This window comes from Streptomyces sp. NPDC026672 (genome assembly GCF_040638185.1).
Classification (GTDB): domain Bacteria; phylum Actinomycetota; class Actinomycetes; order Streptomycetales; family Streptomycetaceae; genus Streptomyces.
On the sequence record NZ_JBEZXS010000016.1, the window covers coordinates 19029 to 45693 of the forward strand.

Here is a 26665-nt window from a genome sequence, read left to right on the forward strand (position 1 = left end):
GCGGTGTCGCTGCGGCGGGCCGATCTCGGAGGATGTGCGATGGCGGAGGACACGGACGCGCTGTTGGCCATGAGGCGGCTCCTGTCACCGCATTGCAGCGTCACCCGGATGTCCGGCGGAGCACTGATCGTGGACTGGAGGCGGACGCGCTTCCTCGGAATGGCGACAGCGGACGTCCAGAAGCTGGCGGACGGAAACGGTGAGGAACGCGCCGAACTCGTCACCGGTCTCATTCGTGCCGGTTGTGCGACGGGCCGCCGAAAGGAGCACTCGGACGTCGAAGTCGGCCTCTGGCTGCGTGGAGTGCGCCTGCTGATCCTGACCATGGGGTTCGGACGCGTCCTCCGGCTCCTGTCCTTGGCGGCCCCGGCCTACGTCCGTGCAGACCCCGTCTCCGCGGAAAGCGCCGCACAGTTGAAGCAGGCAGTGCAATCACATGGCCGCAGAAGCTGGTTCGTCAACGACGACTGCAAGGCCGAGGCCGTGACGGCCTTCGTCCTACTGCGGCGGCGCGGTGCGAATGCCGTGCTCCACGTCGGTGCGCGCGAGCACCCGTTCGCTTTGCACGCCTGGACGGCTTCAGCCGGCCTGTGCATCCCGGATGCCGACCCGCGCGGACACGCGTTCACTACGGTCCTCACGATCAACGGCGGAGAGCAGTGAAGTGGAAGCACTTCGCCTTGAATGGGCCGGCGGCGCTCCGAAGCTCTCGGCAGCCGGACCCATGGCGCGGCAAGGGCTCGTGACGACGGTCTCCTCACGGGCCGGAACCGCGGTGGTCGTCGGCTGGGTCGGTTCGGTCCGCGACCGCGTGGCGGGCGCGCGGGGACTCCTCGACGACTTCGGTCGGCCGGGAGCCGCACCGCGTCTGCCCACCGGCGACTACGCCGCTGTCCTGCTGTGCCGCGACCGCATCCTGCTGATGCGGGACGAGCACGCACGCATCCCCCTGTTCTTCAGGGAGTCCGGTGGCCGGGTGACCGCGGTGAGCACCTCGGCGCGCCACCTGGCCGACGGAGCGGAGCTGGAACGTCGCTACTTCTGCCGATACCTGACCGGGAACATGGCGCAACCTCACTCGGAACTCACCCCCTTTGCCGGGGTGCACCGCGTACTGGGGGGTGAGGTGGTGGAACTCTCGATCACCGGGCAGATGCGCGGTCGTGTGCTGCGATACGCGCGTCAGGCCCACGCCCCGTCGACGCCGTCAGCCGACTGCCCACGTCCCAGCGATGCCGCGAAGGACCTGCGTTTCGCGCTGAAGAACGCCATCGGACGACGCATGGGCAGGATGACGGCGTGTCACGTCTCCGGCGGCACTGACTCCACCAGCATCGCCCTGCTCGCGGCACGACTGCTGGCCGCGCGAGAAGGCCACTCGGGCGGCCTCGTCCTGCTCGCCGGACGCTTCGGCAGGGGAGAACTGGCCGGGGAGCAGCCCTACCTCGACGAGGCGGTGGAGGAGATCCGCCGTCACGCGCCCGCGGCCCACTCGCTGATCGTCGATGTTGATGACGTGGCCGACTTCGACGACTTCCTGCACCACGCGGGAGACGCGGACGAGCCTCACGCGCACGCCTTCCGCGCCCCGTTCTGGAGCAGACTCCACAGTGCGGCGGCAGAGCTGGGTTGCGACACCCTCATGACCGGCTGCGGGGCCGATCCGATCGCGGACGCCAACCCGCTCCACCTGCACAGACTGGCCCGCACAGGGCAGCTCCGGCAGATGACGAAGCAGGCACGCGCCTGGGCCATGGGCAGCGAGAGGGGCTTGCGGGACGTCGTCTCCGCCTACGTGGTGCGGCCGACTCTCCCGCTGGCGGCCGAGCGGATGACGGCGCTCGTCCGCCGCCGCGGAACGGTGCTCGGCGGCCTCGGCAACTTCGCCCGCCCCCGATGGCTGCGATCCGGATTCGCGCGGGCCCACGGCTATCGTGAGGCCGGCATCGAGGAGAGCCGCTTCGTCTTCGGGCGTAAGCCGGAACAGTCCCTCTACGACGCGGCCAACTACATCGCCGCTCCCGACCCGCTGTCCTGGCGCCGCGCACCGCAGGACGGATTCTTCCTTTCGCACCCCTTCCTCGACCCCGAGGTCATCGCCACGATGCGCCGCCTTCCTGCCGAAGCCGTGTTCCGTCCGGGCCGTCCGAAGGCCGTTCTGCGCGAGGCCATGGCAGATCTCCTCCCACCCCTGATCCACGGCCGAACGGTCAAGATCCCCTTCGACGAGCTCTACGCCTGCGGCCTGCGCACACACGGCGACGCCCTCATCGACCTCTGCCGCTCCGCGAAGCATCCGTTGATCGCGGAGATGTTCGACGTCGAGACGCTGTGCCGGGCGGTGCGAGAGGCACAACTCGGCATGGGGGACTCATACTCCTGGGATCGCATGAACAGCTCTCTCGCCCTGGTGGCGTGGCTGGAGCGACTGGACCGGCACTCCCACGCGCCCGGCGCGACCGCGCCGGTCAGCGCCGGCTCTTGACGTCCCACAGCGTCAGTTCGACCGGACCTGTATCGGCGTTGATAATGCCGTACCGACTCACCGACTCCGTTTTGGTGCCTTCCTCGCCGTCCCGCGCGATGACTGCCGACACGTCTGCGCCATGCTGGCCGAATCTCCAATAGACGGTCACATAACGTGCGTCCCTTGTACGCTTGTCGATCGCGTTGTTCTCTTCCACCCTGCCGCGATAGACGATGGCGTCGGACTCCTCGCTCTTCACCCACTGGGGCACCTTGCCGCCACCCCAGGTGTACCCCTTGAACGCGATCGACTCCAGGCCGAGCCGGTCCTTCCGAGCGAAGCTGGCCGAGGCGTAGAACGCCACCTGGTCGTACGGCGTATCCATGGGCATTTGCACGACGACTCGGGTGGCAAAGGCGTCGTGAGCCTCGAGCCATCCTCCGTAGGGCATCATCGGTTGCGCGCCCACCAGCTCGCCCGGCTCGTAGATCTCCCTGCGGGAGAGCGGGTTGTCCTCCTCGAAGTTCTTCCACTGCTCGGCATCAGTTCGCCATTGCTGGCGGAGCCGGTCCTTCGCACTCAGCGACACTCGTTCCCCCATGGCATGGATTTCGGTGCCGAGCACGTAGAAACCCATACCGCTCTGGTTCTCCAGCCTGATGTCGACCGGCACGGCGAATGCCCGGCGGTCCTCACTCAGCACAGGTTCTCCCACGGTCAGTTTGATGAGGGGCTTGGCCCCCATCTGGGACGGCTGGTAGAGGTTCTGGTAGCCGAAATTGGCTATCGCGATGGCCGAGGAGACGATCACTGCTGTGGCCACCCGCTTCGGGGCGGGGATCAGGACGGATGTCCGCCATACGACGACGGCAGCCCAAGCCGAGCCTGCCGTGAGCAGGCCGAATACCGCTAGGTAGGCCGAGTAGTCGCCGTTGCTCCATGTCTTGGCCAAGAGGAGGGCGTTGGCCACGAATGCTGCGATCGCGCTGATCAGAGCGGCCAGTCCGGAGTAGGCGAAGCTGCTCCGGAACCAGTGGTCCATGACTGCGAGAGCACCCAACAACGTGGTGGCCGCGACCGCGATGAGGATGGCACCGGTGATGCGACCCGGGAAGGTCAGGGCACTCTGGAAGTCGGTGAGGCCGAACTGACCCAGCACCAGCGTCGTCAGGAGGAAGACCAGCACGATCGCTACCGCGGCCACCTGTGACCATCTGGTTCTCGTCGGTATCCGTCGCGTACGCGGGTGCGAGCCGGCGCCCCGCCTGGGCGGAGGCTTCACGTGATCACCTCCTGACGTCGGAAGCCGTACGCGAGGTGCTGGGGGTGTCTGTCCGCTTCCTCAGTCCGTGGGTACGCCGACCGCATTCCATCCCTGGAGCACCGCGTCCTGTTCCTGCGACCCGTAGGCGCCGGAGGCGTCCGCTGTCAGCCGTGCGAAGGACGGGAAGTCGGCGTTGTCGGCGAGCATGCCGCTGGTGAGCACGTCGTACCAGATACGGCCGACGTGATCCCAGGCGTGGCCGCCGAGCTGAGTCGCGGCGAGGTAGAAAGCGTGGTTGGGGATGCCCGAGTTGATGTGTACTCCGCCGTTGTCGGCGAAGGTCCGCACGTAGTCGTCCATGTGGGCGGGCTGTGGATCCTTGCCGAGCTCATCGTCGTCGTACGCGGTGCCGGGCGCTTGCATGGAGCGCAGAGCGACACCCTGCACACCGGGGCGCAGCAGTTCCTCCCCGATCAGCCAGTTCGCTTCCTCGGTCGTCTCGTCCCTGGCGTACTGCTCGACCAGGGACCCGAATACGTCGGACAGGTGCTCGTTCAGGGCTCCGGACTGGCCTACGTATGTCAGGTTGGCGGTGTACTGGGTGACGCCGTGGGTGAGCTCGTGGCCGATGACGTCGGGGGACTGGGTGAAGTCGCCGAAGATGCGCCCGTCCCCGTCGCCGAACACCATCTGCTCGCCGTCCCAGAAGGCGTTGTCGTAGTCCCGGCGGAAGTGAACGCTGGCATCCAGCGGCAGCCCGGCCCCGTCGATGGACAAGCGGGACAGCGCCTGGAGATAGAAGTCGAAGGTGGTTCCGAGACCGTCGTAGGCGTGATTGACCGAGGTGTCCGGAACATCGGCTTCGCCCTCTCCGCGGATGCGTCTGCCGGGCAACTCCTGTCGGTGCTCGACGTCGCAGACGGTGCGGTCGGGGTGGTCGGGGGCGTGCGTCGGAGGAACGGCGGTCGCGCCGAACTCGGCCGTCAGCCTCCGCTGGACGCGTTGTGACGCGTCGAGCGCAAGGGTGCGGCGGGCGGGGTTGTGCACGGCCGGGTCCTCGGCTCGGGCCAGCCGGTTGAGCAGATGCGGTGGCACGATCGCACACGGCGTCGTGACCGCGGACCTGAGCGAGGCGCCTCGGATGTCATGGGTCATGAGATGTGCTCCGATCGGTGCGAGTGGCGGCAGCGGACCTCATTTCCTGGCGCTCGCACTATGCGCGGACGGTGATATGCGTGCCGCGATCACGGACGTGACGTGAAGGGGTTGCTGAACAGCGTCACCGTTGTCTGGTCGGGCATCCGTCAGATGCTGCTTCAAGCCGAGCGGACCCCCGAGGCACTGCAAAGTTCAACGAGCGACCCGTGCCTATACGTGCTATACCACCAGTTTCCGACCGCCGTCTGGGGCCTGCAACTCCGTCCCCCGGACGCCGGCGCTCTCCTGCCTCCCCTTGCGCGCGATCGTCAGGCGCTTTTGGCGTCCCGGTCCGCGGCGGTCGGGGAAGGGGTGTTCGGTCGGACCAGGCCCTGCAGGCCGGGTCCGTACCGGGCCCGCAACTCGTCGCCGAAGTCGCCGTAGATCTGCTGGACGTACAGGTCGTGGCGGATGTAACCCTTGACCAACGCGGTCAACAGGGGGTTTGCCGCTGCCGCGGCGCTCCAGTCGTCGCCGTCGGCGGCCAGGGCCCACAGGGTGTCGCGATTGTCGACGACAAGCGCCAGGTGCCGGGCCTGGTGGTGGCGGTACAGGCTGCCCTCGGTGCTGGTGTGCTGCACGGCGCGGCCGTGCCGGATCGCCACCGGAACCGCACCGAAGCACACGATGTCGAAGCGCACCCCGCGGTCCTGTGCCGCGGTGATCTCCGTCTCGAACCGGGCGAGTTGAGCGGCATGGGCGGACAGGTAGACATGCTCACGCGCTTCTGTCAGGGCCTCCGCCGCCCGGGAGGCGATGGACGCCCAGTCGGAAAGCGCGGGCAGGACATGCGCGCTGAGGCTCTCCCGCGGCTGAACGATGTCGGCGAGGCTCTTGCGTGTTTCCATGACGCGTGCGCGGAACCCCGCGTCGACCTCGGACAACAGCTGGTCCGCGGGGACGGCCACGAAGCGCGCCGGACTGTCGCCGACACGGGCCACGGCCTTCTTCTCCTCCAGCCGGCGCAGCGTCTCGTACACCTTCGGCTGGGGGATGCCGGTGTGGTTGGCCAGGGCGTAGCCCGTCATCGGCTCGGACTCGAGCAGGCCGACGTAGGCCCGTGCCTCGTACTGGGAGAAGCCGAGTTCGGCCAGTTGCTCGGCAGCCCTGCTCCGGGTGTCCACAAGGCCTCCATGGCTCATCACTACTGGGGTAGTACTGAGCCTAGCGGGTCGGAGCGACGGGGTCACAGGCCCAGCACCCGTTCCGCATTGCGGTGGAAGACATCGGCGAGGACCTCCTCGGAGTGGCCGAGTTCGTCCCACTCCCGGAAGATCCGCTCGTACGGGATGCTGGGGTGGTCACTGCCGAACATGATCTTGTCGCGCAGGCGGCCGCGGATGTCCTTCTTAAGCTGCTCGGGAAAGTACTTGGGTGCCCAACCGGACAGTTCCCAGTACACGTTGCCCTTGTGGAGGGCCACCGCGGTCATCTCGTCGGCCCAGGGCCAGCCGGGGTGCGCGGCGATGATGGTCATGTCGGGGAAGTCGGCCGCGAGATGGTCCACGGCCATCGGGTGGGCATGGTCGATGCGCGCACCGAGGCCCCCGGGCGTCCCGGCCCCCATGCCGGTGGTGCCGACGTCGATCATCACGGGGACGCCGAGCGCGGAGATCGTCTCGAACAGGGGGCGGAGCTTCTCGTCGTCCACGCGGTAGCGCCCCATGATCGGATGGAAGTGGAAGCCGAGGACGCCGAGTTCGGTGACGGCACGCTCGGCCTCGTTGATGGCCGCCTCGCCCTTGAACGGGTCGACCGCGCCCCATGTGTGCAGGATGCGGTCGGGGTACTCGGCACGCAGCGCGGTCACGTAGTCGTTGCTGCACGGTGGTGCGCCGGTGACGGTCTCGATGTCGAAGGCGACCAGGACCACTTCGGCGCCGGCCGCGGTGAACTTGTGGATGACCTCTTCCTCGGACTCGGGTGTCCACTCGCGCCCCCAGTAGGTGCCGAGGGCTTCGGCGAAGGGACCCTGAGAGGCTATCCAGGGCTGGGTGCCGGGGTAGGCGTGCAGGTCGATGCGGCGCACGGGTTCTCCTTCAGTGATTTCAGCGGTGGGGTTCCGGGCGCCGGCGCTCACGGGCTCGCTCCAGCGCCGTCCGGAATGACGGCTGGTGCAGGGAGTGGACCTGGCGGTCGAACTCGGTGTCGACCATCGCCGAGAAGTCGGTCTCCGCGCCGCTCTCGGACAGGCTCTGCTTGATGGTGCGCAGCAGGGTGGGGTCGACGTCCGTGGCCCGTCTCCCGAGGGCCACGGCCTCGTCCACGAGTTCCGGTCCGGGTACGCAGCGCAACGCCAGCCCGGCATCGGCGGCCTGAGAACCGGTCAGGGGCTGTGACAGCAGGAGCATGGCGGCGGCCCGTTGGTGGCCGACCGCCCGGGTCAGCATCCAGGTGTGACCGCCGCCCGGGTGCAGGCCGAGTCGGGCGAACCGGCAGTCGAACAGGGCCGTGGGCGCGGCGAGCCGGATGTCGCAGGCCAGGGCGAGGTTGAAACCGGCGCCGATCGCGGGACCGTTGACCGCCGCGATGGTCGGAAGGCGGCATGCGGCGACGCGCAGGAATCCTTCGTACACCTCGCGCAGCCGATGTTCCTCTCCGTGCGCCGCGGCCAGCAGGTTGCCGAGTTCCGCACCGGCGCAGAAAGCGGTCCCCTCACCGGTGAGGACGAGCGCGCCGATCGTTTCGTCGCGCTCGCACGTCTCGACGGCCTCGACGAGGCAGCGCACCAAACGCGGTGAGAGGACGTTGCGGCGTCCGGCGTCGGCAAGGCGGAGCACGGCCACGCCGTCCCGGACCTCCCGGGTGACCAGGGCGTGGGGTGATGGTGCGTCGCTCATGCGGCAGTCCTTCCTTGCTGGGCGCGGACGACGGAGCCCGGGAGAGCCGTGTGCGTGATCGCCCGCCCGGCCGGGCGGCCTTTGTCGGTCAGGTCGTCGCCGTGTAGCCGCCGTCGATCACGACGGTCTCGCCATTGACGAACGGGTTGCCCGTGGCGAGGCTCAGGATGGTGGCGGCCACCTCGTCGGAGGTGACGCACCGGCGCAGCGGGGTGTGTCGTGCCCGCCGTGCCATCAGGCCCTCGTAGTTGTCCCCGAGTGCCTGTTCCATCCACTCGCCCTCCATCCAGCCGGGTGCGACGGCGTTGACCCGGATCTCCGGGCCGAGGGCTCCGGCGAGCGTCCGGGTCAGGTTCACCACGGCCGCCTTGCTCGCGGCGTACGGGAACGGCTGCGGTCCCGGACGCAGGCCCACGACACTGGCGAGGTTCACCACGGCGGCCGGGGCGGAGCGTCGTAGCAGAGGCACGCAGGCCCTGGTGGTCTGGAAGGTGCCGCGTACGTTGACCGCGAAGACACGGTCCCAGTCCGCCATGGAGAGGCCGTCGAGATCGGACGGCGGGGTGTCGGTCGTCGTGCCGGCGTTGTTGATCAGTGTGTCGAGGCGTCCGAAGTGCGCCTCCACCGCGTCGGCCATCTCCCGCACGGCGGATTCGTCGGCCACGTCCGCCTTGTGCAGCAGTGTCTTGGCTCCGGCCTTCTCGGCTTCGTCCGCGGCCGTCCGGGCGGCGTCCTCGCTGCGGCTGTAGTTCACGACGACGTCGAAACCGGCCCGGGCGAAAGCGAGCACGGAACTACGGCCGATACCGCGCCCGCCTCCCGTGATCAGTGCGACTCGGCGCACCGGGGTGTCCTCGACTGTCATACACACCTCCTCGGGTGCTACCTACCGTAGTAGGTAGTAATCTCTTCGGGCAAGGGACCACAGCCAGCGGATCCGAGGAGACCGGTATGTGGGAAACGACACGGCAGGCGTTCGTGGTCGACGGAGTACGCACTCCCATCGGCCGGTTCGGGGGCGCTCTGGCCGGGGTTCGCACGGACGATCTCGCCGCGGAGGCCATCGCCGCGCTGATGAAACGCGTACCGGCCGTCGCGGCCGAAGCCCTCGACGACGTGGTGCTCGGGTGCGTGAACCAAGCAGGTGAGGACAACCGGAACGTGGCCCGCATGGCCGCCCTGCTCGCCGGTCTGCCCGACACGGTGCCGGGAACGACGGTCAACCGGTTGTGCGCGTCCGGCCTCGACGCCGTGGCAGTCGCCGCCCGGACGATCCGCAACGGCGAGGCGGACCTGGTGATCGCCGGGGGAGTGGAGAGCATGAGCCGGGCGCCGTACGTCATGGCCAAGCCGGACGTCGCGTTCTCCCGGAGCCCCGAGGTGCACGACTCCACGATCGGCTGGCGGTTCGTCAATCCGCGTATGGCCGAGCTGCACGGCATCGACCCGATGCCGCAGACCGCCGAGAACGTGGCCCGGCAGTACGGCATTTCCCGCGAAGACCAGGACGCCTTCGCGCTGCGCTCCCAGCAGCGGGCGGCCCGGGCGGCAGGCGCAGGCCGGTTCCGGACCGAGATCGTGGCCGTCGGCGTGCGACGTGAGCGCGCACGGTCCGTGGAGGTCGATCGCGACGAGCATCCTCGGGCCACCTCCGCCGAGGCCCTCGCCGCGCTGCGGCCGATCGTGGCCGCGGACGGGACCGTCACGGCCGGCAACTCCTCCGGTATCAACGACGGCTCCGCAGCGCTCCTGCTCGCGTCCGAGAAGGCCGTCGAGCGGTTCGGCCTCACTCCGCTGGCGCGGGTGAGCGGCGCGGCCGTGGCCGGTGTGGCCCCGCGGGTGATGGGACTCGGCCCGGTCCCCGCCACCCGCACCTTGCTCGACCGGTGCGGTCTGGCGGTCACGGACCTGGACCTGGTGGAGCTCAACGAGGCATTCGCCGCCCAGGCCCTGGCCTGCCTGCGGCAACTCGGACTGCCGGACGACGCCGAGCACGTCAACCCCCATGGCGGGGCCATCGCCCTCGGCCATCCGCTGGGCATGACCGGGGCCCGACTGGTCCTGACCGCGGCACGGGAACTGGCCATCCGCCGGGCGCGCCGGGCGTTGTGCACCATGTGCGTCGGCGTGGGCCAGGGCATGAGCCTGCTCCTTGAGGCGTGATCCGACCACGAAAGGGGGACTGTCCCGACCGCGGTCGGGACAGTCCCCCTTTCGCAGACACCGGGCACCGGCGCATGTCACACCCGCGGCGCCCCCCGAGCGCCGATGAGATCGTGGACGCGTCGGCGCAGTGCCGAGAACTCCGGCAGCGCCTTGACCGTCAGTTCCTCGCGTGGCCGGGCGAAGCCGACCGGCACCTCCGCGATCACCCGGCTCGGGCGGGCGGACAGCACCACCACCCGGTCCGCCATGAATATCGCCTCGTCGATGTCATGAGTGATCAGCAGTGTGGTCAGGCCCAGTTCGGCGCTGATGGCCACGGTCATCTCCTCCAGGGCCGAGCGCGTCTGGGCGTCCACCGAGGCGAAGGGCTCGTCCATCAACAGCAGCCGGGGACGCCGGGCGATGGCGCGTGCGATGGCGACCCGCTGCTGCATACCGCCGGACAGCTGCCACGGATGATGCTTGCCGAAGGCTTGCAGACCGACCAGGTCCAGGGCCTGGTCCGCCCGCTCGCGGCGGGCCGCGCGCGGCAGGTCCGTCAGCCCGAACTCCACGTTGCGCTGCACCGTCAGCCAGGGGAAGAGGCTGCGGTTGTACTCCTGGAAGACGACCGCCAGATCCGGGGGAACGCGATCCACCGGCCGTCCCTCGTAGCGCACTTCACCCGTGTCGGGCCGCAACAGCCCCGACAGGCACCGCAGCAGGGTCGTCTTGCCGCAGCCGGAGGGCCCCACCACGGTGAGGAACTCCCCGTCCCGCACGGTGATCGACACGTCCTCGATCGCCTGCGTCACCGCTCCCGTGCGCAGGACGAACCGCTTGCCCACACCGCGAACGTCGAGCAGCACCCGATCCGTACGGCTCGGCATGTCCACCGCCTGTTCCGTCATCGCTCATGTCCCTTCATGCCGTAGAACCAGGCCAGGGCCCGGTGCTCGATCGCCGAGAACAACAGGGTGAGCAACCAGCCCAGCACTCCGAGCAGGAGGACACCGGCGTACATCTGGTCCAGCGCGTACAGGCGCTGGGCCCGCAGGATCAGGTTCCCCAGCCCCGAGGAGGAGGCGACCATCTCGCTGATCACCATCATGACCAGGGAGATCGCCAGCCCCACCCGCAGTCCGGCCATGATCTGAGGTGTGGCGGCGGGCAGGACGACCCGCCTCAGCAACGCGGTACGGCCCGCCGGAACGTAGACACGGGCACTGTCGAGGAAGCCCTCCTCCACCCGGCGGACCCCGTCCACGGTGTTGAGGAGGACCGGCCAGAACGCGCCGAGCGCGATCACCCCGACACGCGTGGCGTCCGTCGCGCCGAACGACAGGATCGCCAGGGGCAGCAGGGCCGGTGCCGGTACGGCGCGCAGGAACTCCAGGGCCGCGCGACACCACGGTTCGAGCCGCCGGTACCAGCCCAGCAGCACTCCCAGCAGCACGCCGCCCGCCGTCCCCAGCAGGAACCCCGTGAGTGTCCGCGCCAGTGAGGGCAGGACGTCGTCCGTCAGCGAGTCGCCGGTCAGCATGTCCCCCAGAGTCACCACGACGGTGCTGAACGGCGGGAGGAGCGCCGTGGTGTCCGCCCGCCCGGCCAGTTCCCACAGCCCGAGCAGGAGGGCGACAAAACCCCAGCCGAGAGCCAGGCGTACGAGCCCGGGGCCCAGCGTGCGTGATGTGCGTGCCTTGGTCGTCCTCGTGGTCGTCATCGCCTGTCCTCCGTGATGTGCCGCTGCCAGCCGGCCAAGCGGTTCTCCGCCGTCCGTGCGACGACGTCGACCGCCAGACCGAGGAGTCCGGCCAGCAGGACGGCCGCGAAAGCCTCCGGCACCTGGCCCGCCTGCTCCGCGGCATTCAGGTAGAAGCCGAGCCCCGGACTCCCCGAGACGATCTCCACGGCGACCGCGACGACGACACCGATGCCCGCCGCGGTCCGCAGCCCGGTCATGAGCGCCGGCAGAGCGGCGGGCAGGACCACCCGGTACAGGACACGAGTACGTGACTGGCCCAAGGCCCGCGCGGAGTCCAGGAACAACGGGTCGACGGCCTGGACGCCGTGCCGGCTGCCGGTGAGCAGCGGCCACACGGTGGCGAAGGCCACGAGGAACACCTGAAGACCGGTCTCAAGGCCGAACATCAGGATGCCCACGGGTACGAGCGCCACCGCCGGTACGGGCCGCAGGAATTCGACGGCCGGTCCGGTCACCGCGTTCGCCCAGCGGGACATGCCCGTCGCGGCGCCCAGCGGGACACCGATCGCCACGGCCGACAGCAGGCCGAGCGCCCATGCCACGACCGTGTCTTCCAACGGGCCTGTCAGCGAACCGTCGGACAGGCCCGAGACCAGCGTCGACACCATGGACCACGTCGCGGGGGTGCTGTCCCGCGGCAGTACCCCCACCTGCCGCAGGAACTCGTATCCACCGGCGAGAACCACGAGCCCGATCGCGCCCCGGCCCGTGCGCAGGGTCCGGGTGACCGCTGAGGATGCTCGCGCCCGGACCTGCGACTTCGGGCCGTCGGACTTCACCTGTGGTACGGGGACACTGGTCATGGGGCGTAGAACCCTTCAGCCGCGTTGATCTTCCCCTTGCCGAGTTTTTCGGCGGCGAGCTCGTCCGCCCACTCCTGCCAGCCCTCGGCGTCGAACTTCGAGGTGAACACCGGCAGCAGCATCTGCCGCGCGGCCTGCGCGGGGACCTGGGTGAACTCGGGCACCAGGGCGCGAACCCGGTCGGGGTTGCTCTGCGCATAGGCGTCGGCCTTGGCCATGGCGCGGGCGAAGCGGTCCACGACGTCCCGGTTGCCTCCCAGGAACCGCTCCGAGGTGAGCAGGACCGTGTGCGGCCAGTTCTGGTCCTGCCCGGACAGAGAGGACAGCAGGGTGCGGGAACCGGCGGCCAGGGCCGGCGTCACGAACGGCTCGGAGGCGTTGACCGCGTCGACCCTCCCCTCCTTGAGAGCAGCCGCCATCTGCGGAAACGGGATCTCCACGAACTTGACCTTCGCCACGTCGACACCCGCCTGGCGCAGGGCGTGCCGCATCGACAGGTCGGGCAGCTGGTACAGGGTGTCCACGGCGACCGTGCGGCCCTCCAGGTCGGCCGGGGCACGCAGCGCGCTGTTCCCGCGGACCAGGAGCTGGATGTACGACTTCTTCGGATCCGGGTCGGCGGCACTGACCCCCGCGACGGCCTTGACCGGGACCCCGTTGCCGCGTGCCGCCAGGACGGCCGGCGCGTTGAGCATCGCGAACTGTGACGTTCCGCTCACCACGGCGGGGACCATGGCGGCAGGCGCCGCCCAGGTGACCTTCGCGTCGATTCCCTCGTCGGCGAAGTAGCCCTCCCGTACGGCTATTTCGATCGGTGCGGCGGCGGCCACGGCGATCGCGGAGACCGACACGTGGACCGTGCCCGACGCGTCCGCCGTCGCCGTGGCGCTGCTTTTCGCGCCCGCTCCGCAGGCACTGAGAGTGAGAACAGCCGCAGTCAGGACGGCTGCCAAGGGTCGCTTCATCGGGACCTCCTGGAAGTGACTCACCGGGAGACCCATCGGCCCCCGGAAGAGGAAGGGAGAGGGAACGCGTGCGCTGCGTCAGCGCTGTCCCGCGGCCCCACCCTTTACGGGCGGACCACGCCCTTGCGCAGCATGGCCCGCGACTGAATCGGGTGCCGTCGGTCCTGCCCTTCCACCAGGGAGGCTGCGGCACGGTCAGCTGGTCAGGAGGAGTTCCTCCACCGGTTCCTCGTCCGAGCGGTGGACGTCGACGGAGAGCAGCTCGCCGGAGAGCGGGCAGTAGTGCGCTGTCATGGCGAGGTCGTCGTGCAGATGGATGTGGTGGGCGGCCGGGTCGACGCGACGGCTGACCGCGCCCGCACGCCAGCGTGTCGACCCGCGGGACAGCACCGCCCCGGCGGTGGTGCGCACTTCCGGCTCACCGTTCACGCCGCGTACCAGTCTGAGGGCCGGTCCGAGGGGCAGGCCCTCGGCGCCGGGGTCGGGCTCGCCCGAGGGTGGCCGGCCGAGCCGCTCGGTGCGCACCGTGAGCCTGCGTTCGCGAGTGCGTTCCGTGTCGACGCCGTCGGCGGCCGAGCCGGACACGACGACGCCGTACACCTGCTCGGCATGCGTGGCAGTGACCACTCCGCAGGCCACGTCGGCGGCCACGTCCCGGGGGTCGCGGGACAGCGGATCGCCCCAGCCGCCACCGCCCTGCCAGGACACGGCGAAGAAATCACCGGGTCGCATGGGAATCTCCCCCGGCTTGGGCCCCAACTCCCGCCATGGGTGTTCGGCACCGGCCATGTGGTTCCGGAGCAGGTCCTCCTCGGAGCGGCCCTCGCCCGGGGCGAACAGCTGACGCACCGTGGATCCGGGCCAACCCCCGAAGAGGCCCACCGAGTTGGGTACTTCGGCACCGTGGGTCATGACCAGCGCGGTCGCCCCGGTCACACCGCGCAGGGTGAGCCCCATCTCCGCGGAGTGTCCACCGCGCCGGGTGCCGGCCCCACCGGTGTCCGGGCGCAGCCGCCGGTAGAGGTACAGCAGGGGAGAGACCTGTTCGTTGGTCTCCACATCGGCGATGGCGGGTACCGGGACGGCGACCGGCCCGCCCGCGTTCATGCCGTCCCCGCTCGCGAACGCGCCCGATCCGCCGGCCAGCGGGTCCAGGGAGTGGAGACCGAAGCGTTCGCCGAACTGGTTGACCCCGCCCAGGTTGAACGTGGCCATGGTCCCCGAACTGACCGCCTGTCCGCGCTCCGCGTATGCGGGCGAGCAGGCCATCAGGAGATTGAGTGCCCGCTGGACGACGTTGGTGACGGTCCAGATCGTCTCCACCGTGGCGCTGCCCACCGGGGCAGGATGACGGGCCGTGCACACCAGCCCGTCCGGGGCGACGATGTCCAGCGGCTTCAGCAGACCCTCGTTCCAGGCCAGACCGAAACCGAGGGTGGGGATGAGCGCCCCGGTGACGCCGCCCCGCAGCCCTGCCCGCGTGGCATTGATGAAGCCCGGCGCCTGAGCGCTGGACCCGCTGAAGTCCAGGGTCAGCGTGTCCCCGGCCTTCGTGGCGACCAGGTCGACGGCGTACAGACGGTTGGTGTGGCCGTCGTGTTCCAGGAAGTCGCGCACATGCACCTGGCCGTCGGGCAGTTCGGCGAGCCGGGCCCGGGTCCCGCGCTCCGTGCCGGCGATCATCCGGCGCATCGCGTCCACGACCGTCGACGGCCCGTACTGCTCGAACAGGCGGTGCAGACGTTCAGCGGCCACGTTCAGGGTGGCGATGAACGCGCGGATGTCGAGGCCCAGCGCGGCCGGCAGCCTGCTCGCCGAGACGATCATCTCCAGGACGTCCTCACGGATCTCGCCGCCGTCCACGAGCTTCACGGCCGGGATGCGCAGGCCCTCCTGGTAGACCTCGGTGGCCGTCGGACACCAGGAGGCGAAGTTCATGCCGCCCACGTCCGTCTCGTGCGCCATCACCCCGGCCCAGGCGACCAGCCGGTCCCCGGCGAAGATCGGTCCGGCCATCTGGACGTCGTTCTGGTGCAGCGCCCCGACGTACGGGTCGTTGCCGATGTACATGTCTCCGGGACGTGGCGCCCTGCGGTGCTCGTTGATGTGCCGGATCAGCGCACCCACCGGCGGAGCCTCGTGAGCGACCTGGAAGCCCATCGTCGCGAACTCCCCGTCGGGCAGGTACAGCCCGGTGAAGAAGTCGGATGCCTCGGTGACCGTCGGTGAGCCGGACACGCTCTGCAGTGCGATGCGCATTTCCTCGGTCACCGCGAGCAGCCGGTTGCGGATGATCTCGTACTGGATGGGGTCCGGTGCGGACCCCCGCGGCTGACCGGACGCGCTCATCGGATCGCTCCTTCCTCGTCGAAGGTCACCACGAAGTTTCCCGAGCGGTCGGTCACGGCCGAGGCCCCGGGCGGCACGACGAGCGTCTGACCGGGAAACGTCACCAGACAGGGGCCGGTGACGTGCTGGCCGGGTGCGGGGATCACGGTCCGGTACACCGGGCACTCCACGGGGGCGGACGGATCGTCGAAGACGACGCGGCGGCTGCCCGCCGCCACCAGTTCGTCGCCGGCTCCGGGAACGATGCCGTCGCCGAGGCGTCGCGAGGCAATGACCCGCAGCCCGGTCAGTTCGAAACCCGCCTCGCGGAAGCCGGCCCCGGCGCCGTAGAGGGCTTCGTACTGCTCTTCGAAGCGTCGCAGCACCTTGCCGAGGGCCGAGGGCGAGGACAGCTCCTCGGTGAGGGGAACATCGAGGTGGTGGGCCTGTCCCCGGTAGCGGACGGCGGCGGTCCGGCGGATGTGCAGGTCCCCGCCCGCGGGGCCGAGCGAGGACGCCGTTTCGGCTTCGGCGGTCATGCCGGCGAGTGCGTCGGCGAGCGCGCGGACATCGTCCTCGCGAGGGCTCCCGTCACCGGCCAGACGCAGGTAGTGAGGTCGGCTCACGGTGCGTTTGAGTTCGCAGGTACCGGTGCCGAACGCGGATTGCCCGGTTGCCATCGGGGAGACGACGAATGTGCGCAGCCCCAGTTCGCGACAGAGCGCCCAGGCGTGTGACGGGCCCTGGCCGCCGCCCGCGAACATCACGAACTCCCGTGGGTCGTGGCCCTTCTCGACGGTGACGCTGCGCAGCAGATCGGCCATCCTGCTGTCGAGGATCCTGCGGACTCCCCACGCGGCCTCGGTGACGCCCAGTCCCAGTGGTTCGGCCACGTGCTCCCTGACCGCCCTCTCGGCCGCGGTCGGGTCCAACTGCACGGTGCCGCCCGCGAATCCGTCCGGATCGAGGACCCCGAGCAGCAAGTCGGCATCGGTGGCGGTCGGTTGGGTGCCGCCCCTTCCGTAGCAGGCGGGCCCCGGCCGGGCACCCGCGCTGAAGGGCCCCACCGTCAGGGCGCCGTCCTGCACGCGAGCGATACTGCCCCCGCCCGCGCCGATGGTCGCCACGTCGATCGCCGGGCGCTGGATGTCGGCACCACCGATGGTGAGCCGATCACGCAACAGGGGCTCGCCCCGGACAACGGTACCCACGTCGAAGCTGGTTCCGCCGATGTCGACGCTGAGGATGCTCTGGTGGCCCAGTCGGGCGCCGATGTCCCGGCAGGCGATGACGCCCGCGGCCGGTCCCGACATGAGCACCGACACCGGTTGGCCGCTGACGACGTCGCCGGAGACGATCCCGCCCTCGCTCGTCATCACCACTACCGGCACGGTGAGTCCGCGCCCGCGCAGGGCCTCGTCCAGGCGGTTCAGATACGCGCTCATCACGGGGCCGAGCGCCGCGTTGACCGCGGTCGTCGACATGCGTGCGTACTCGCCGACCGCGGGGGCCGTCTCATGGGACAGACTCACGAAAAGGTCGGGGAAGCGTGACCGCACGGCGGCGCCGATCCTGCGTTCGTGGTCGGGGTTCGCCACCGACCACAATGTGGCCACGGCGACGGCCTCCACGCCGGCGTCCGCGATCCGTCCCGCGATTCGGTCGAGTTCGGACTCGTCCAGGGGGACGACGATCTCGCCTGCCGAGTCGATGCGTTCGCGGACTTCGAACACCAGCTGCCGGGGCACTACGGCAGGCCACCGGCCGCGGTTGCGGTAGTCACCGATCTCCAGCTCGGACAGGCCCGCGAGTTGACGCTTGAGCCGGCCGATCTCCAAGGTGTCACGGAAACCGGCGGTGGTGATCAGAGCGGTGCGGGCGGCCGAGAAGGTGAGCAGGGCATTGAGCCCGGCGGTCGTCCCGTGGCCGAAACGAGTGATCGACGCGCAGAACCGCTCGACGGGCAACCGGAAGTGTGCGGCGGCCAGTTCGACCGCCCGGAGGATGCCCCCGATGATGTCTGCGGTACTGGGTGTCTTGAGGACGGTCTGGCGGCCGTCGTCCGCGTACACCCACAGGTCGGTGAAGGTCCCTCCGACATCGGTCCCGACATGGAATCTCATGTGTGCTCCCCCTCCATGCCGCCGAGCCAGCTCAACGCGTCCTCGGCCCAGTGGATCTCGGTCCGCACGCGTGCGATGTTTCCCTGCATGGCGATCACCTTGAGCCCGGTGATCATCTCCGGCGAGCCGGCCGGCTGCGAGGCCAGACGTTTGACCAGCCGGGGGAAGGTACCCCTGTGGAGCTCGTCGAGCTGCTGGGTGTAGGCGGCGAGCAGGTCCTCGTAGTGTTTCTTGTGGCCTTCCAGGTGACGGCGGATCACCTCGACGGGGGCCTTGTCCAGGAAGAGGAGCTTGACTCGTTCGACATCGCGGATGGGTGCGTAGTCGGTGGGCTGTTCCAGCCATTCCCGCAGCTGTTCCTCGCCCTGATCGGTGAGGTGGTAGATCCGTTTCTCGCGTCCGGGCCTTCCCGGCTCGGGCGTGCTGGTCACCAGTCCCTGCGCTTCCAGCCTCCGTAGTTCCGGATAGATCTGGCTGTGCGAGGCGTACCAGAACCACCCCATCGACTCGCCGAACTCGCGCGCGAGGTCGAAGCCGGAGGCCGGTTCGGTGCTGAGGAACCCCAGGAGGGCGTACTTCAGTGACATCTGTTCATCCCAGGGGAGCGGCCAGGCCGGTGACGGCCGGCTGGGACAGGCCGAGCATCTCGCGTGCCTCGGCCGGGGTGGCAGGTTCCAGGTTCAGCTCGTGCAGGATGCGCACCATCCGCTCCACCAGTTCGACGTTGGTCGCCAGACGGCCGCGGGAGTAGTAGATGTTGTCCTCCAGGCCGACCCGTGCCTGGCCGCCGAGGATCAGGCTGTGCACGGACGAGGGCAGTTGGGCCGGGCCGATACCGCTCACACAGAAGAGGGAGTCCGCCGGCAGGTCCTCGACGAAGCGCTGTAGGTCCCTGGGGGTGTACGGGGTGGCGCCCGACATCAGTTTGTGCGTGCCGAGGACGATGTTGACGTAGTGCGGCGGCTCGTCGTACCCGAGGGCGATGAGGTCTTTCACCCAGACCAGGTCCGAGAGGGACATCACTTCCCACTCGGGCTTGATGCCTCGGTCCTTCATGGCCTGCGCGAGTTCGAGGCACCGGCTCCAGGACGTGTCCATCAGCAGTTCGAGGTCGCCCCGGTGCATGCACTGCATCTGCGGGTCGAACGTGCACATCTCGGCGCCGGCGAGCGTGCCCTTGATGCGCTGCTCGAAGGAGATCTCCCGGCGGCCGTCGGGGAGCGTGGAGATCATGTCGCCGCTGATCCCACCGCCCGTGCTGTTGTTGATGACGATGTCGCACCGCGACCGAACCAGGTCGTTGATCCGCCGGTAGATCTCCGGGTCGCAGGTGGCGCCGTCGTCGGGGCGACGAGCGTGCAGTGCCACGATGCTCGCCCCGGCCTCCCAGCACCGTGCCACGTCGTCGGCGATTTCTTCCGGCTGGGTCGGCAGATGCGGACTGATCGACTTGTCCGCCATCCCTCCGGTCGGAGCGATCGTGAGAATCACTTTTCGGTCAGCCATTGGCACACCCTCCCCTGAAGGGGGTTCATGTCCGTTTTGACGCAGCGCACGCTACGATCGCCTCGCCATAAATGTCAATACTTTCATTTCAAGTGATAGCGGCTAGCCCTGTATGGACAAGGGCCATGGGTCGGCATGGGTCGGCACGCTGCGTGACGGGTATGTCAGGTCATGCATTTGGGTGTTGATCAGGAACCCGCGCTGAAGCACTCCCGCCCAGGTCGGCTCGCTGAGGGGTAGTAGCAGCACCGCAACCCCGTGGCGTGCGCGGCGGCGATCATGGTGGTCGTGACCATTTCTCCGGCCGTCGGCAGGGCAGTTGGAGCGGTGGCGGCCCGCGCCTGCCCGTCAGGGCTGGTGACGTCGATACGGAAACCGCGGTGTGTGGGCCAGCCGCGTACCCACCCGGCCTGGCAGCTCGGGCTGAGGCGGATTTCCAGCCGGGTGCCATCGGCCGCCGTGCGCGAACCCACCGTGACGGGATCTTCGCATGCCGTGGTCAGCGGATCACGGCCCTGGCACGAGCGCAGCCGGCAGATGGGCGGGCGCGCGGCTGCCGTCGGGCCGGTTCCATAGGAGGCGTGGATGATCGCGGCGGGTGCGAGCATCGCCGTACACAGGAGAAGGACCCCCGCCGTGGTGACCCGAGGCCGTGCGGTGATCAGAGCGGATGCGGCGAGCAGCGCTCGATGAACGGCGCTGCGGGGGGTTCTGGACTCCCTGCCGTCGACGGCACCGTCGCTGAGAGTGGTGGTCCGGTCCGGCTCGTTCCCGGCCGGGGACGAGGTGTGCTCGCGCCGGTTCCACGCCGCGTCCGCACGTTCCCACCGGGACAGTACGGTTTCCTCGTTCACCTGAGCCGCCCGGCACAGGGCCTGTACGGCATGCCGCGGAGGGAACTGTTTGGCGTTGAGATAGCGCTCCCAGGACGACTTGCTGATGGCGGTCGTTCGCCCCAGCTCCGCCAGGCTCAGACGGCTGCGGTCCTTGAGCTGACGCAGGTCGCCGACGAGATCCCGGTACGCGGCGGGCAAGGTCTGTGGCAAGGTCCTCCAACGGAGTCTCGCGGGCAGGTTCCTCATCGCTCGGCCTTCCCTTCTCGCCTCTGTGGACGCTCACTTCACGTGGCGCAGCAAGGACCACGTTCGCTCGCCGACGATTCCGTCGGGGGACACCCGGTCCTGTTGTTGCAGCGTCTTCACCTGTGCTTCCGTCCTCTTGCCGAAGTAGCCGTCCACGTCGCCCGGTGACAGGTGATGGCGGCGCAGGAGGCATTGGACTTCCGCCACGTCGGGACCCGTGCTGTTCAGCGCGACGAGGGCGGAGTCGGTGGTGCTGTTGCCGGCGAGCAACAGATCTCCGTGCCGGACGTAGGCGCAGCCGTACCTGCCAACTCCAGTGGCACCGCCCGGAGGACGGCCGGCGTTCGGGCGGTCGGCGATCAGCCATCCGGAGGCGACGGCGGAGAGCAGCAGGGCGCATCCGATGAGGGACAGGGCCACCCGGTGCACCCTCTCCTGCTCCTGGTCGTGCTCTCGGCCTTTACCCGGACCCACGGAAGAGGCAGGGGGAGAACCGGAGGGGGCGAGAATCTGTCGGGGGTCCGTCTCCGGGACACGATCACGATGAGGGCGTTCCGTCGCGGCGCCAGATCTCCGTACTGCTTCCCGAAGGGCCAGCAACGGTGAGGAGTCGGCGTCGCTCAGGTCGGCCAGGGCCTCGACCGCCGCCGCAGGCGGCAGCGCTTTGCCGTTGAGGTACCGTTCCCACGACGAACCGCTGAAAGGCGTCTTGGCCTGGAGCATCTGCAGCGTGAGACCGCTGTGGTCCTTCAAACGCCGCAGCTCCTGCACGAGTTGCCGACCATTGGGATCCAAGGTCCCGGGCAGTTCCCGCCATCTCATGACATCCCCCTGAGTATGAGCCTCCTGGACACCGGGTCCGCTCCGCGACCCGCCTGGACGACGCAGCGGGATTTCCCGAGAAGCCGTCTCCGTACGTACATCGCCGCACGTCACGGGCTGGGGTGTCCCGGGACATCACGAGACGCCCGTTACGTATGGCGATCGGCACAGTTGCTCCGAGAAGCTGGCTGGGGCCGTACCACGTCGAGGCCCCCGGTTCCCGGCGCACCACGCCCAGCCGGCCACGCTGCCTCAACACAACCGGGCGACCTCAACACATGGGGAGCAATTGACCAGATGCTTACGCGGCACCCTGGTCGAAGAGAGGGGAATCATGCGTCTCAGGAGGAAGCTCGCCACCCTTGCGGTGGTGACCGCGGCGTTCAGCGGTCTCGCGATCTCGACAACGCCCGCGTCGGCGGACACGAGCAGCGGGTACGTCTCGGGAAGCGGAGACTGGACGAACGATTGGGCTGACGAGGGCCCGATCTCCACGTCCTCGCACGCCCACAGCAACGCCGCCGCGACCACCGGGTATCCAGCGATGGCGCGGTCGGCCCACAGACCTTCACCGCGGCGGCGCGCTACCTCACCGGTCCAAGCCCCAGCACCACCGGCTACCTCACACTCACCTACATCGGCCACGCCCTGGGAGGGAGCAGCAGCAGCGACAGGACGGGCAGGTACGTGACGTTCACTCGGAACACGAGTGGGCAGTGGGGCATGTACGTCGGCAACGACCACCATCTGCTGTCGTACACGTACGCGAACTTCAATCAGTGCTGAGCCATTTGCCGAGCCATTGGCGCCCCGCTGACTGCCGGGCAGCGGAGGCAGCCGGGTGCCAATGGCGATCCGGAGATCCGATCGAGCCGCGTCGGCGTGTGCGTCCGGTTCAGGAGCCGCCGCGCTCCCGGGGGATCTTCTGACCGGCCGTGATCGCCACCGGCAGCCGGTTCTCGGCCGGAGGCAGGGGGCAGGTGGCCAGGTCCGTGTAGGCGCACGGCAGGTTCGTGGCGCGGTTGAAGTCGAGGGCGATCGTGCCGTCGGCGGCGGGCGGCTCCAGGGCCAGGGACCGGTTGGCGGCGTAGGTGGTGACCCCCGAGGTCGCGTCGGTGAACAGCACCATCAGCCGGCCCTCACCGTGGCCGGGGAACGCGGTCAGCGACAGCGGGCGCCCGTCCAGCTCGAACTCGACCCGGCCCGGAGCCTCGTAGACATGTTCGAGGCCCTCGACCGCGGCGCCCACGGTGGTCGGCCGTGGAGTGTCGAAGGGGACGTAGCGGCCCGTCACCGCCCAGCGCGGATCGGGGGCGTAGGCGGGTGTTCCGGTGAAGGCCGTGCGGAGCGGCGCGTCCGGGTGCCGCGGGCGCACGATGTCCTGGCCGCCGCGCTTGGCGACCTCGATGACGGCGTCCTTCCAGACGGCGTCGACGCCGCCGCGCTCGGGAAGCACGCCGAAGCGGTGCTCGCCGCGCACAGGCGTCCCGTCGACGACCAGTTCCTCGCCCTCGTCCAGGTCTACGACGACGCCTTCGGGGCCGGTGCGCCACGCACCGGGGGCGTCCGGGAAGCGCTGCGGCCGGTCGTCGAGCCAGTGCAGGCCGGTGATCGCCAGGAATCCGTGCGGGGCGGCGAGCCGGGCCTCCTGGGCGCGGTACCAGTCCAGCCAGGTCTCGGTGAAGGCATGGAGGTCCGTTGCGGTGGCCTCGGTGGTCATGGGGAGTCTCCTTCGTGCCGGGGGAGGGGGCTGTCGGGCCGACGACGGGTGTGCTCAGTCGGCCAGTTCTCCGAGGAGTCGCCAGGTGCGTCGGCGGTCGGCTTCTCCCGCGATCTCGGTGCCGGTGAACACGACCTCGGTGGTGCCGGCGTCGCGGTAGCGCCTGACCTCGGCCTCGATGGTTCCCTCGTCGCCGATCAGGGCCAGGTCGGCGGCCCGCCGGCCGCCGGAGAGGTTGATGACCCGTGCGTAGGACGGGATCTGTTCGTAGAACGCGAGGTTCTCGGTGGCCCTGGCCCGCACCGCGTCGACGTCGTCCGTGACCACGCCGGCACCAGGGCCACGATCCTGGGCGCGGGGCGGCCGGCGGCCTCGGCCGCGGCGGTGAGGGCGGGCACGATGTGGTCCGCCAGGGCGCGCGGTCCCGCCAGATAGGGCAGGATCCCGTCGGCCAGTTCACCGCTGACCCGCAGCGACTGCGGCCCCATCGCGGCGACCAGCAGGGGGACTCCGCCCTCCGCCCCCGGAACCCGCGCCGGGACCGGGGTGGTGGCCGTGAGCAGTTCGCCGTGGAAGTCGGCCGTTCCGGTCTCGGTCAACTGCCGCAGCGCGGTGAGGAATTCGCGCAGCCGGGCGATGGGGCGTTCGAAGGGCAGGCCGAAGCCGGTCTCCGTCAGCAATTTCGTGCCCAGAGCCAGACCGAGGTGATAGCGACCGTGGGTGGCGGTCTGGGCGGTCTGGGCCTGGCTGGAGACCAGCAGCGGGTGGCGGCCGAAGACGGGGATCGCCGAGGTGCCGACCTGAAGTCCGGGCACCGCGCGCCCGACGATCGCCGCGAGCTGGGGCGAATCCGCGCCGAAGGTCTGCCCGAACCAGGCCGACCTGATGCCGTACTCCGCGGCTTCCTGGGCCAGTTGCACGGTGGTGTCGACCTGGTTCGGAGCCTCGGACGCGTTGAGTGCTACTCCCATAGTCATGTCGGTTCAGAACGGGCGTCGGTCGCACCCGCATTCCGGTCCGCGTGTGACAGCTTCTTGTCAGTCATGTGTACGAGGGCCATGTGTACGAGGGCCGGCCCGGGGGCTCAGCCCGCCTGCCGTCGGGGCGGTGCGGACCGGTGGGTGAGGGGTGCGCGCAGGCCGAGGTGGTCGCGGAGCGTCGTACCGGTGTAGTCGGTGCGGTAGATCCCGCGTTCCTGCAGTTCCGGGACGAGCAGGTCGACGATGTCGTCGAGACCGTCGGGGACGAGGTACGGCGTGACGTTGAAGCCGTCGACCGCGCCGTGCCGTACGAAGTGGGCGAACCTGTCGGCCAGGCCGGACGGGGTGCCGACGTGCCCGCGTTGCGGACCGAGTGCGATGACGGTCTCGCGCAGCGACCACCCGTGCGCCTCCGCCTTCGCCCGCCATTCGGCCACGACGGCGCGTGGATCGGCGGTGCGCCGGGCGCCGAAGGAGCCGTCGTTCTCGCTGACGACCGGATCCTCCTTCGGCAGCGGCCCGTCGGCGTCGCGGTCGGACAGATCGAGGCCCCACAGCAGTCCGGCGATCCCCAGGGCCGTGGCCGGGGTGACCTGTTGGAGCCGGACCCAGCGCTTCTTCTCCTGGGCCTCCTCCTCGGTGGCGCCGAGGATGATCTCGGTGCCGGGCAGGATCCGCAGATCGTCGTCGGGCCGCCCGACCGCGCGCAGTCGGCGCCGGATGTCGTCGGCGAAGGCCAGCGCGTCGTCGAAGTCGTTGCCGTGCGCGGAGAAGATGACGTCGGCGTTGCGGGCGGCGAAGTCGCGTCCCTCTCCGGAGTCACCGGCCTGGAAGATCACGGGGTGGCCTTGGGCGCTGCGCGGCAGCGTCGGAGCGAGGTCGACGTCGAACTGCGGTCCCTTGTGGCGCACTTGGCGCACGGCCCCGGGCGACGACCAGGCGGGCGCGCCGGCGGAGTCGGAGACGGCTCCGTCCTCCCAGCCGTCCCAGAGGGCGCGGGCCACGGTGAGGAACTCCTCGGCACGCCGGTAGCGGTCGGTGTGGTCGAGGTAGCCGCCGCGACGGAAGTTGGCCCCGGTCCAGGCGTTGTCCGTGGTCACCACGTTCCAGCCGGCGCGGCCCTCGGAGAGCAGGTCCAGGCCGGAGAGACGGCGGGCCCGGTCGGCCGGCTCGTTGAAGGTGGAGTTGGAGGTGGAGACCAGGCCGATGCGGCGGGTGACCGCGGCGAGCGCCGCGAGCTGGGTGATGGCGTCCGGCCGTCCGGCCACGTCGAGATCGTGGATCCTGCCGTCGACCTCGCGCAGCCGCAGTCCCTCGCCGAGGAAGAACGCGTCGAACAGGCCGCGTTCGGCAGTCCGGGCGACCCGGCGGAAGGAGGCGGGGTCGATCTGGGAGCCGCTCTCCGGGGCGGACCAGACGGTCCAGTGGTTGACGCCCTGGAAGAACACCCCGAAGTGGAGTCGGGCGTGCGGCCGGGGGACGTCGAGGGGATCGGTACGGGTCATCGGACGTCCTCCTGGCCGGCCGGGGCGGCGGTGGCGAAGCGATTGGCGGGGCGCTCCAGACCCAGGGTCGAGCGCAGGGACGTACCGGGCAGCGGACGGGCGACGAGGCGCCGTTCGGACAGTGCCGGCAGGATGAGACCGGAGAGGACGGGCAGGTCCTCGTCCAGCACCAGCGGATGCAGCCGTACGCCGTCGACGTGACGGCTCAACTCGGCGAGGAGGACGATCAGTTGGTCCGCGGAACCGATGTGCCGGAGCCTTCCCTGGTCCCTCCACGGCGCGTGGCGTTCCAGGTCGGCGACGCGTTCGGCGGCCCTGGCCCGCGGGGTGTCGAGCGCCACCTCGACCTCGGCGAAGACACGTGGGGTACCGGCGCCGATGGCGGCCGTGGCGACCGATGCGAGGTCGTGGCCCTCGACGAGGGCGACGTCGAGCTGTGCGGCGGGAACCCGGTCGGGCCGGCCCAGGACGACGAGCTGCCCCTGCGGCGGGCGCGGCACGATCGCCGGTCCCTTGACGGCGTACGTGTCGCCGGTGAAGTCGATGTAGTGCAGCCGTTCGCGGTCGAGGTAGCGGCTGGTGGCCACGGACCGGATGACCGCGTCGTCCTCCCACGAGTCCCACAGGGCGCGGGCCACCTCCACCCCGTCCCGGGACTCCCGGGCCCGCGCGTCGGCGTCGGGGACCAGGGGCCGCCCCCAGGCACGGGCCGCCTCGGGCCGCTCCTCCTCCGTCACCACCCACCCGGCGCGACCGGCGGAGATGTGGTCAAGGGACGCCAACTGGCTGGAGACGTGGAAGGGTTCGGCGTACGTCACCGGAACGACGGGAGCGATCCCGATGGTGCTCGTGGAGGCCGCGACGAAGGCGGCCCGCTCGACCGCGCCGATACGGCCCACGTGATCCGGTGCGGCGCCGGGCGGCAGCACACCGTCGTCCAGGGTGATCAGGGTGAACCCGGCGTGCTCGGCGATGGCGGCGACCCGGGCCACACGGCGAGGGGTGAGCAGTTGACCGGGGGAGTGGGCGGCGCGGCGCCAGGCCGCGGGATGGGCGCCGTCGCCGTCGATCTCGACGGCGACGTGCAGGGCGGGGCCGGACATGGGGTTCCTTCCGGGAAACACGGTGACTCGCGGCCACGGGGCCACGACGG

General features: G+C 69.9%; 22 protein-coding genes and 2 pseudogenes. 3 read left to right on the forward strand and 21 right to left on the reverse strand.

The genetic code is table 11. From position 1 onward, the window contains the following. Nucleotides 1–39 precede the first annotated feature (39 nt). Together AB0F77_RS19855 and AB0F77_RS19860 are read left to right on the forward strand one after the other, a co-directional pair. Nucleotides 40–663, forward strand: a complete 624-nt coding sequence (locus AB0F77_RS19855) for a lasso peptide biosynthesis B2 protein (protein WP_361949893.1) — start codon at nt 40–42, stop codon at nt 661–663. Nucleotides 664–742: 79 nt separating this feature from the next. After that, nucleotides 743–2485 carry an asparagine synthase-related protein gene (locus tag AB0F77_RS19860; protein ID WP_361949896.1) on the forward strand — a complete coding sequence of 581 codons (1743 nt, stop codon included), beginning with the start codon at nt 743–745 and terminating at the stop codon, nt 2483–2485. Here AB0F77_RS19860 and AB0F77_RS19865 read toward each other — a convergent pair. From AB0F77_RS19865 to AB0F77_RS19890, 6 genes are all read right to left on the reverse strand, one after another. After that, nucleotides 2469–3671, reverse strand: a complete 1203-nt coding sequence (locus AB0F77_RS19865; protein WP_361949899.1) for a hypothetical protein — start codon at nt 3669–3671, stop codon at nt 2469–2471. The genes AB0F77_RS19860 and AB0F77_RS19865 overlap by 17 nt on opposite strands. 138 nt (nt 3672–3809) lie before the next feature. Beyond that, the gene (locus tag AB0F77_RS19870; protein WP_361949902.1) at nt 3810–4886 is read right to left on the reverse strand and encodes a M4 family metallopeptidase; all 1077 of its coding nucleotides are present in this window, start codon (nt 4884–4886) and stop codon (nt 3810–3812) included. Between the two features lie 311 nt (nt 4887–5197). Continuing rightward, nucleotides 5198–6052 (reverse strand): helix-turn-helix domain-containing protein, encoded by an 855-nt coding sequence (locus AB0F77_RS19875; RefSeq protein ID WP_361949905.1) that lies wholly within the window; start codon nt 6050–6052, stop codon nt 5198–5200. A gap of 62 nt (nt 6053–6114) precedes the next feature. Beyond that, the gene (locus AB0F77_RS19880) at nt 6115–6957 is read right to left on the reverse strand and encodes an amidohydrolase family protein (protein ID WP_361949908.1); all 843 of its coding nucleotides are present in this window, start codon (nt 6955–6957) and stop codon (nt 6115–6117) included. A gap of 19 nt (nt 6958–6976) precedes the next feature. Next, the gene (locus AB0F77_RS19885; protein ID WP_361949911.1) at nt 6977–7768 is read right to left on the reverse strand and encodes an enoyl-CoA hydratase-related protein; all 792 of its coding nucleotides are present in this window, start codon (nt 7766–7768) and stop codon (nt 6977–6979) included. Between the two features lie 88 nt (nt 7769–7856). After that, nucleotides 7857–8633 (reverse strand): SDR family oxidoreductase, encoded by a 777-nt coding sequence (locus AB0F77_RS19890; RefSeq protein ID WP_361949914.1) that lies wholly within the window; start codon nt 8631–8633, stop codon nt 7857–7859. An 86-nt stretch (nt 8634–8719) separates the two neighbouring features. On the opposite strand from AB0F77_RS19890, the gene pcaF reads away from it, so the two are divergent. Beyond that, complete coding sequence (gene pcaF, locus AB0F77_RS19895) at nt 8720–9931, forward strand: 3-oxoadipyl-CoA thiolase (protein ID WP_361949917.1); 1212 nt, start codon at nt 8720–8722, stop codon at nt 9929–9931. Nucleotides 9932–10008: 77 nt separating this feature from the next. Here the strand turns inward: pcaF and AB0F77_RS19900 are convergent, their stop codons facing one another. The 15 genes and pseudogenes from AB0F77_RS19900 to AB0F77_RS19970 all read right to left on the reverse strand — a co-directional run bounded on the left by AB0F77_RS19900 (nt 10009) and on the right by AB0F77_RS19970 (nt 26615). Next, the gene (locus tag AB0F77_RS19900; RefSeq protein WP_361949920.1) at nt 10009–10824 is read right to left on the reverse strand and encodes an ABC transporter ATP-binding protein; all 816 of its coding nucleotides are present in this window, start codon (nt 10822–10824) and stop codon (nt 10009–10011) included. Continuing rightward, nucleotides 10821–11636, reverse strand: a complete 816-nt coding sequence (locus AB0F77_RS19905) for an ABC transporter permease (RefSeq protein ID WP_361949923.1) — start codon at nt 11634–11636, stop codon at nt 10821–10823. Before AB0F77_RS19905 ends, AB0F77_RS19900 begins: the two co-directional genes overlap by 4 nt. Next, the gene (locus AB0F77_RS19910) at nt 11633–12481 is read right to left on the reverse strand and encodes an ABC transporter permease subunit (RefSeq protein ID WP_361949925.1); all 849 of its coding nucleotides are present in this window, start codon (nt 12479–12481) and stop codon (nt 11633–11635) included. The genes AB0F77_RS19905 and AB0F77_RS19910 overlap by 4 nt, the downstream gene beginning before the upstream one ends. Then, complete coding sequence (locus AB0F77_RS19915; RefSeq protein ID WP_361949928.1) at nt 12478–13446, reverse strand: ABC transporter substrate-binding protein; 969 nt, start codon at nt 13444–13446, stop codon at nt 12478–12480. The genes AB0F77_RS19910 and AB0F77_RS19915 overlap by 4 nt, the downstream gene beginning before the upstream one ends. Nucleotides 13447–13641: 195 nt before the next feature. Then, nucleotides 13642–15795: a hydantoinase B/oxoprolinase family protein gene (locus AB0F77_RS19920; RefSeq protein ID WP_361949931.1), complete on the reverse strand. Its 2154-nt coding sequence runs from the start codon at nt 15793–15795 to the stop codon at nt 13642–13644. Further along, nucleotides 15792–17897: a hydantoinase/oxoprolinase family protein gene (locus AB0F77_RS19925; protein WP_361949934.1), complete on the reverse strand. Its 2106-nt coding sequence runs from the start codon at nt 17895–17897 to the stop codon at nt 15792–15794. The genes AB0F77_RS19920 and AB0F77_RS19925 overlap by 4 nt, the downstream gene beginning before the upstream one ends. Further along, nucleotides 17894–18484, reverse strand: a complete 591-nt coding sequence (locus AB0F77_RS19930; RefSeq protein WP_361949937.1) for a helix-turn-helix transcriptional regulator — start codon at nt 18482–18484, stop codon at nt 17894–17896. Before AB0F77_RS19930 ends, AB0F77_RS19925 begins: the two co-directional genes overlap by 4 nt. 4 nt (nt 18485–18488) lie before the next feature. Continuing rightward, a complete protein-coding gene (locus tag AB0F77_RS19935; RefSeq protein ID WP_361949940.1) occupies nt 18489–19403 on the reverse strand; it encodes a 3-keto-5-aminohexanoate cleavage protein in 915 nt (304 codons plus the stop codon). Between the two features lie 188 nt (nt 19404–19591). Then, nucleotides 19592–20449 (reverse strand): helix-turn-helix domain-containing protein, encoded by an 858-nt coding sequence (locus AB0F77_RS19940; protein ID WP_361949943.1) that lies wholly within the window; start codon nt 20447–20449, stop codon nt 19592–19594. Nucleotides 20450–20518: 69 nt separating this feature from the next. Continuing rightward, the gene (locus AB0F77_RS19945) at nt 20519–20905 is read right to left on the reverse strand and encodes a peptidoglycan-binding domain-containing protein (RefSeq protein WP_361950302.1); all 387 of its coding nucleotides are present in this window, start codon (nt 20903–20905) and stop codon (nt 20519–20521) included. Nucleotides 20906–21100: 195 nt separating this feature from the next. After that, nucleotides 21101–21307: pseudogene (locus AB0F77_RS19950) on the reverse strand (helix-turn-helix transcriptional regulator); the annotation flags it as partial. Nucleotides 21308–22202: 895 nt separating this feature from the next. Beyond that, entirely contained in the window at nt 22203–23027 is an 825-nt protein-coding gene (locus tag AB0F77_RS19955) for a DUF1684 domain-containing protein (protein WP_361949946.1), read from the reverse strand. 54 nt (nt 23028–23081) lie between these two features. Further along, nucleotides 23082–24004: pseudogene (locus AB0F77_RS19960) on the reverse strand (TIGR03564 family F420-dependent LLM class oxidoreductase). A gap of 107 nt (nt 24005–24111) precedes the next feature. Further along, nucleotides 24112–25512, reverse strand: coding sequence for an NtaA/DmoA family FMN-dependent monooxygenase (locus tag AB0F77_RS19965; protein ID WP_361949949.1), 1401 nt, complete (start codon nt 25510–25512; stop codon nt 24112–24114). Further along, nucleotides 25509–26615, reverse strand: coding sequence for an LLM class flavin-dependent oxidoreductase (locus AB0F77_RS19970; protein ID WP_361949952.1), 1107 nt, complete (start codon nt 26613–26615; stop codon nt 25509–25511). The genes AB0F77_RS19965 and AB0F77_RS19970 overlap by 4 nt, the downstream gene beginning before the upstream one ends. Nucleotides 26616–26665 lie beyond the last annotated feature (50 nt).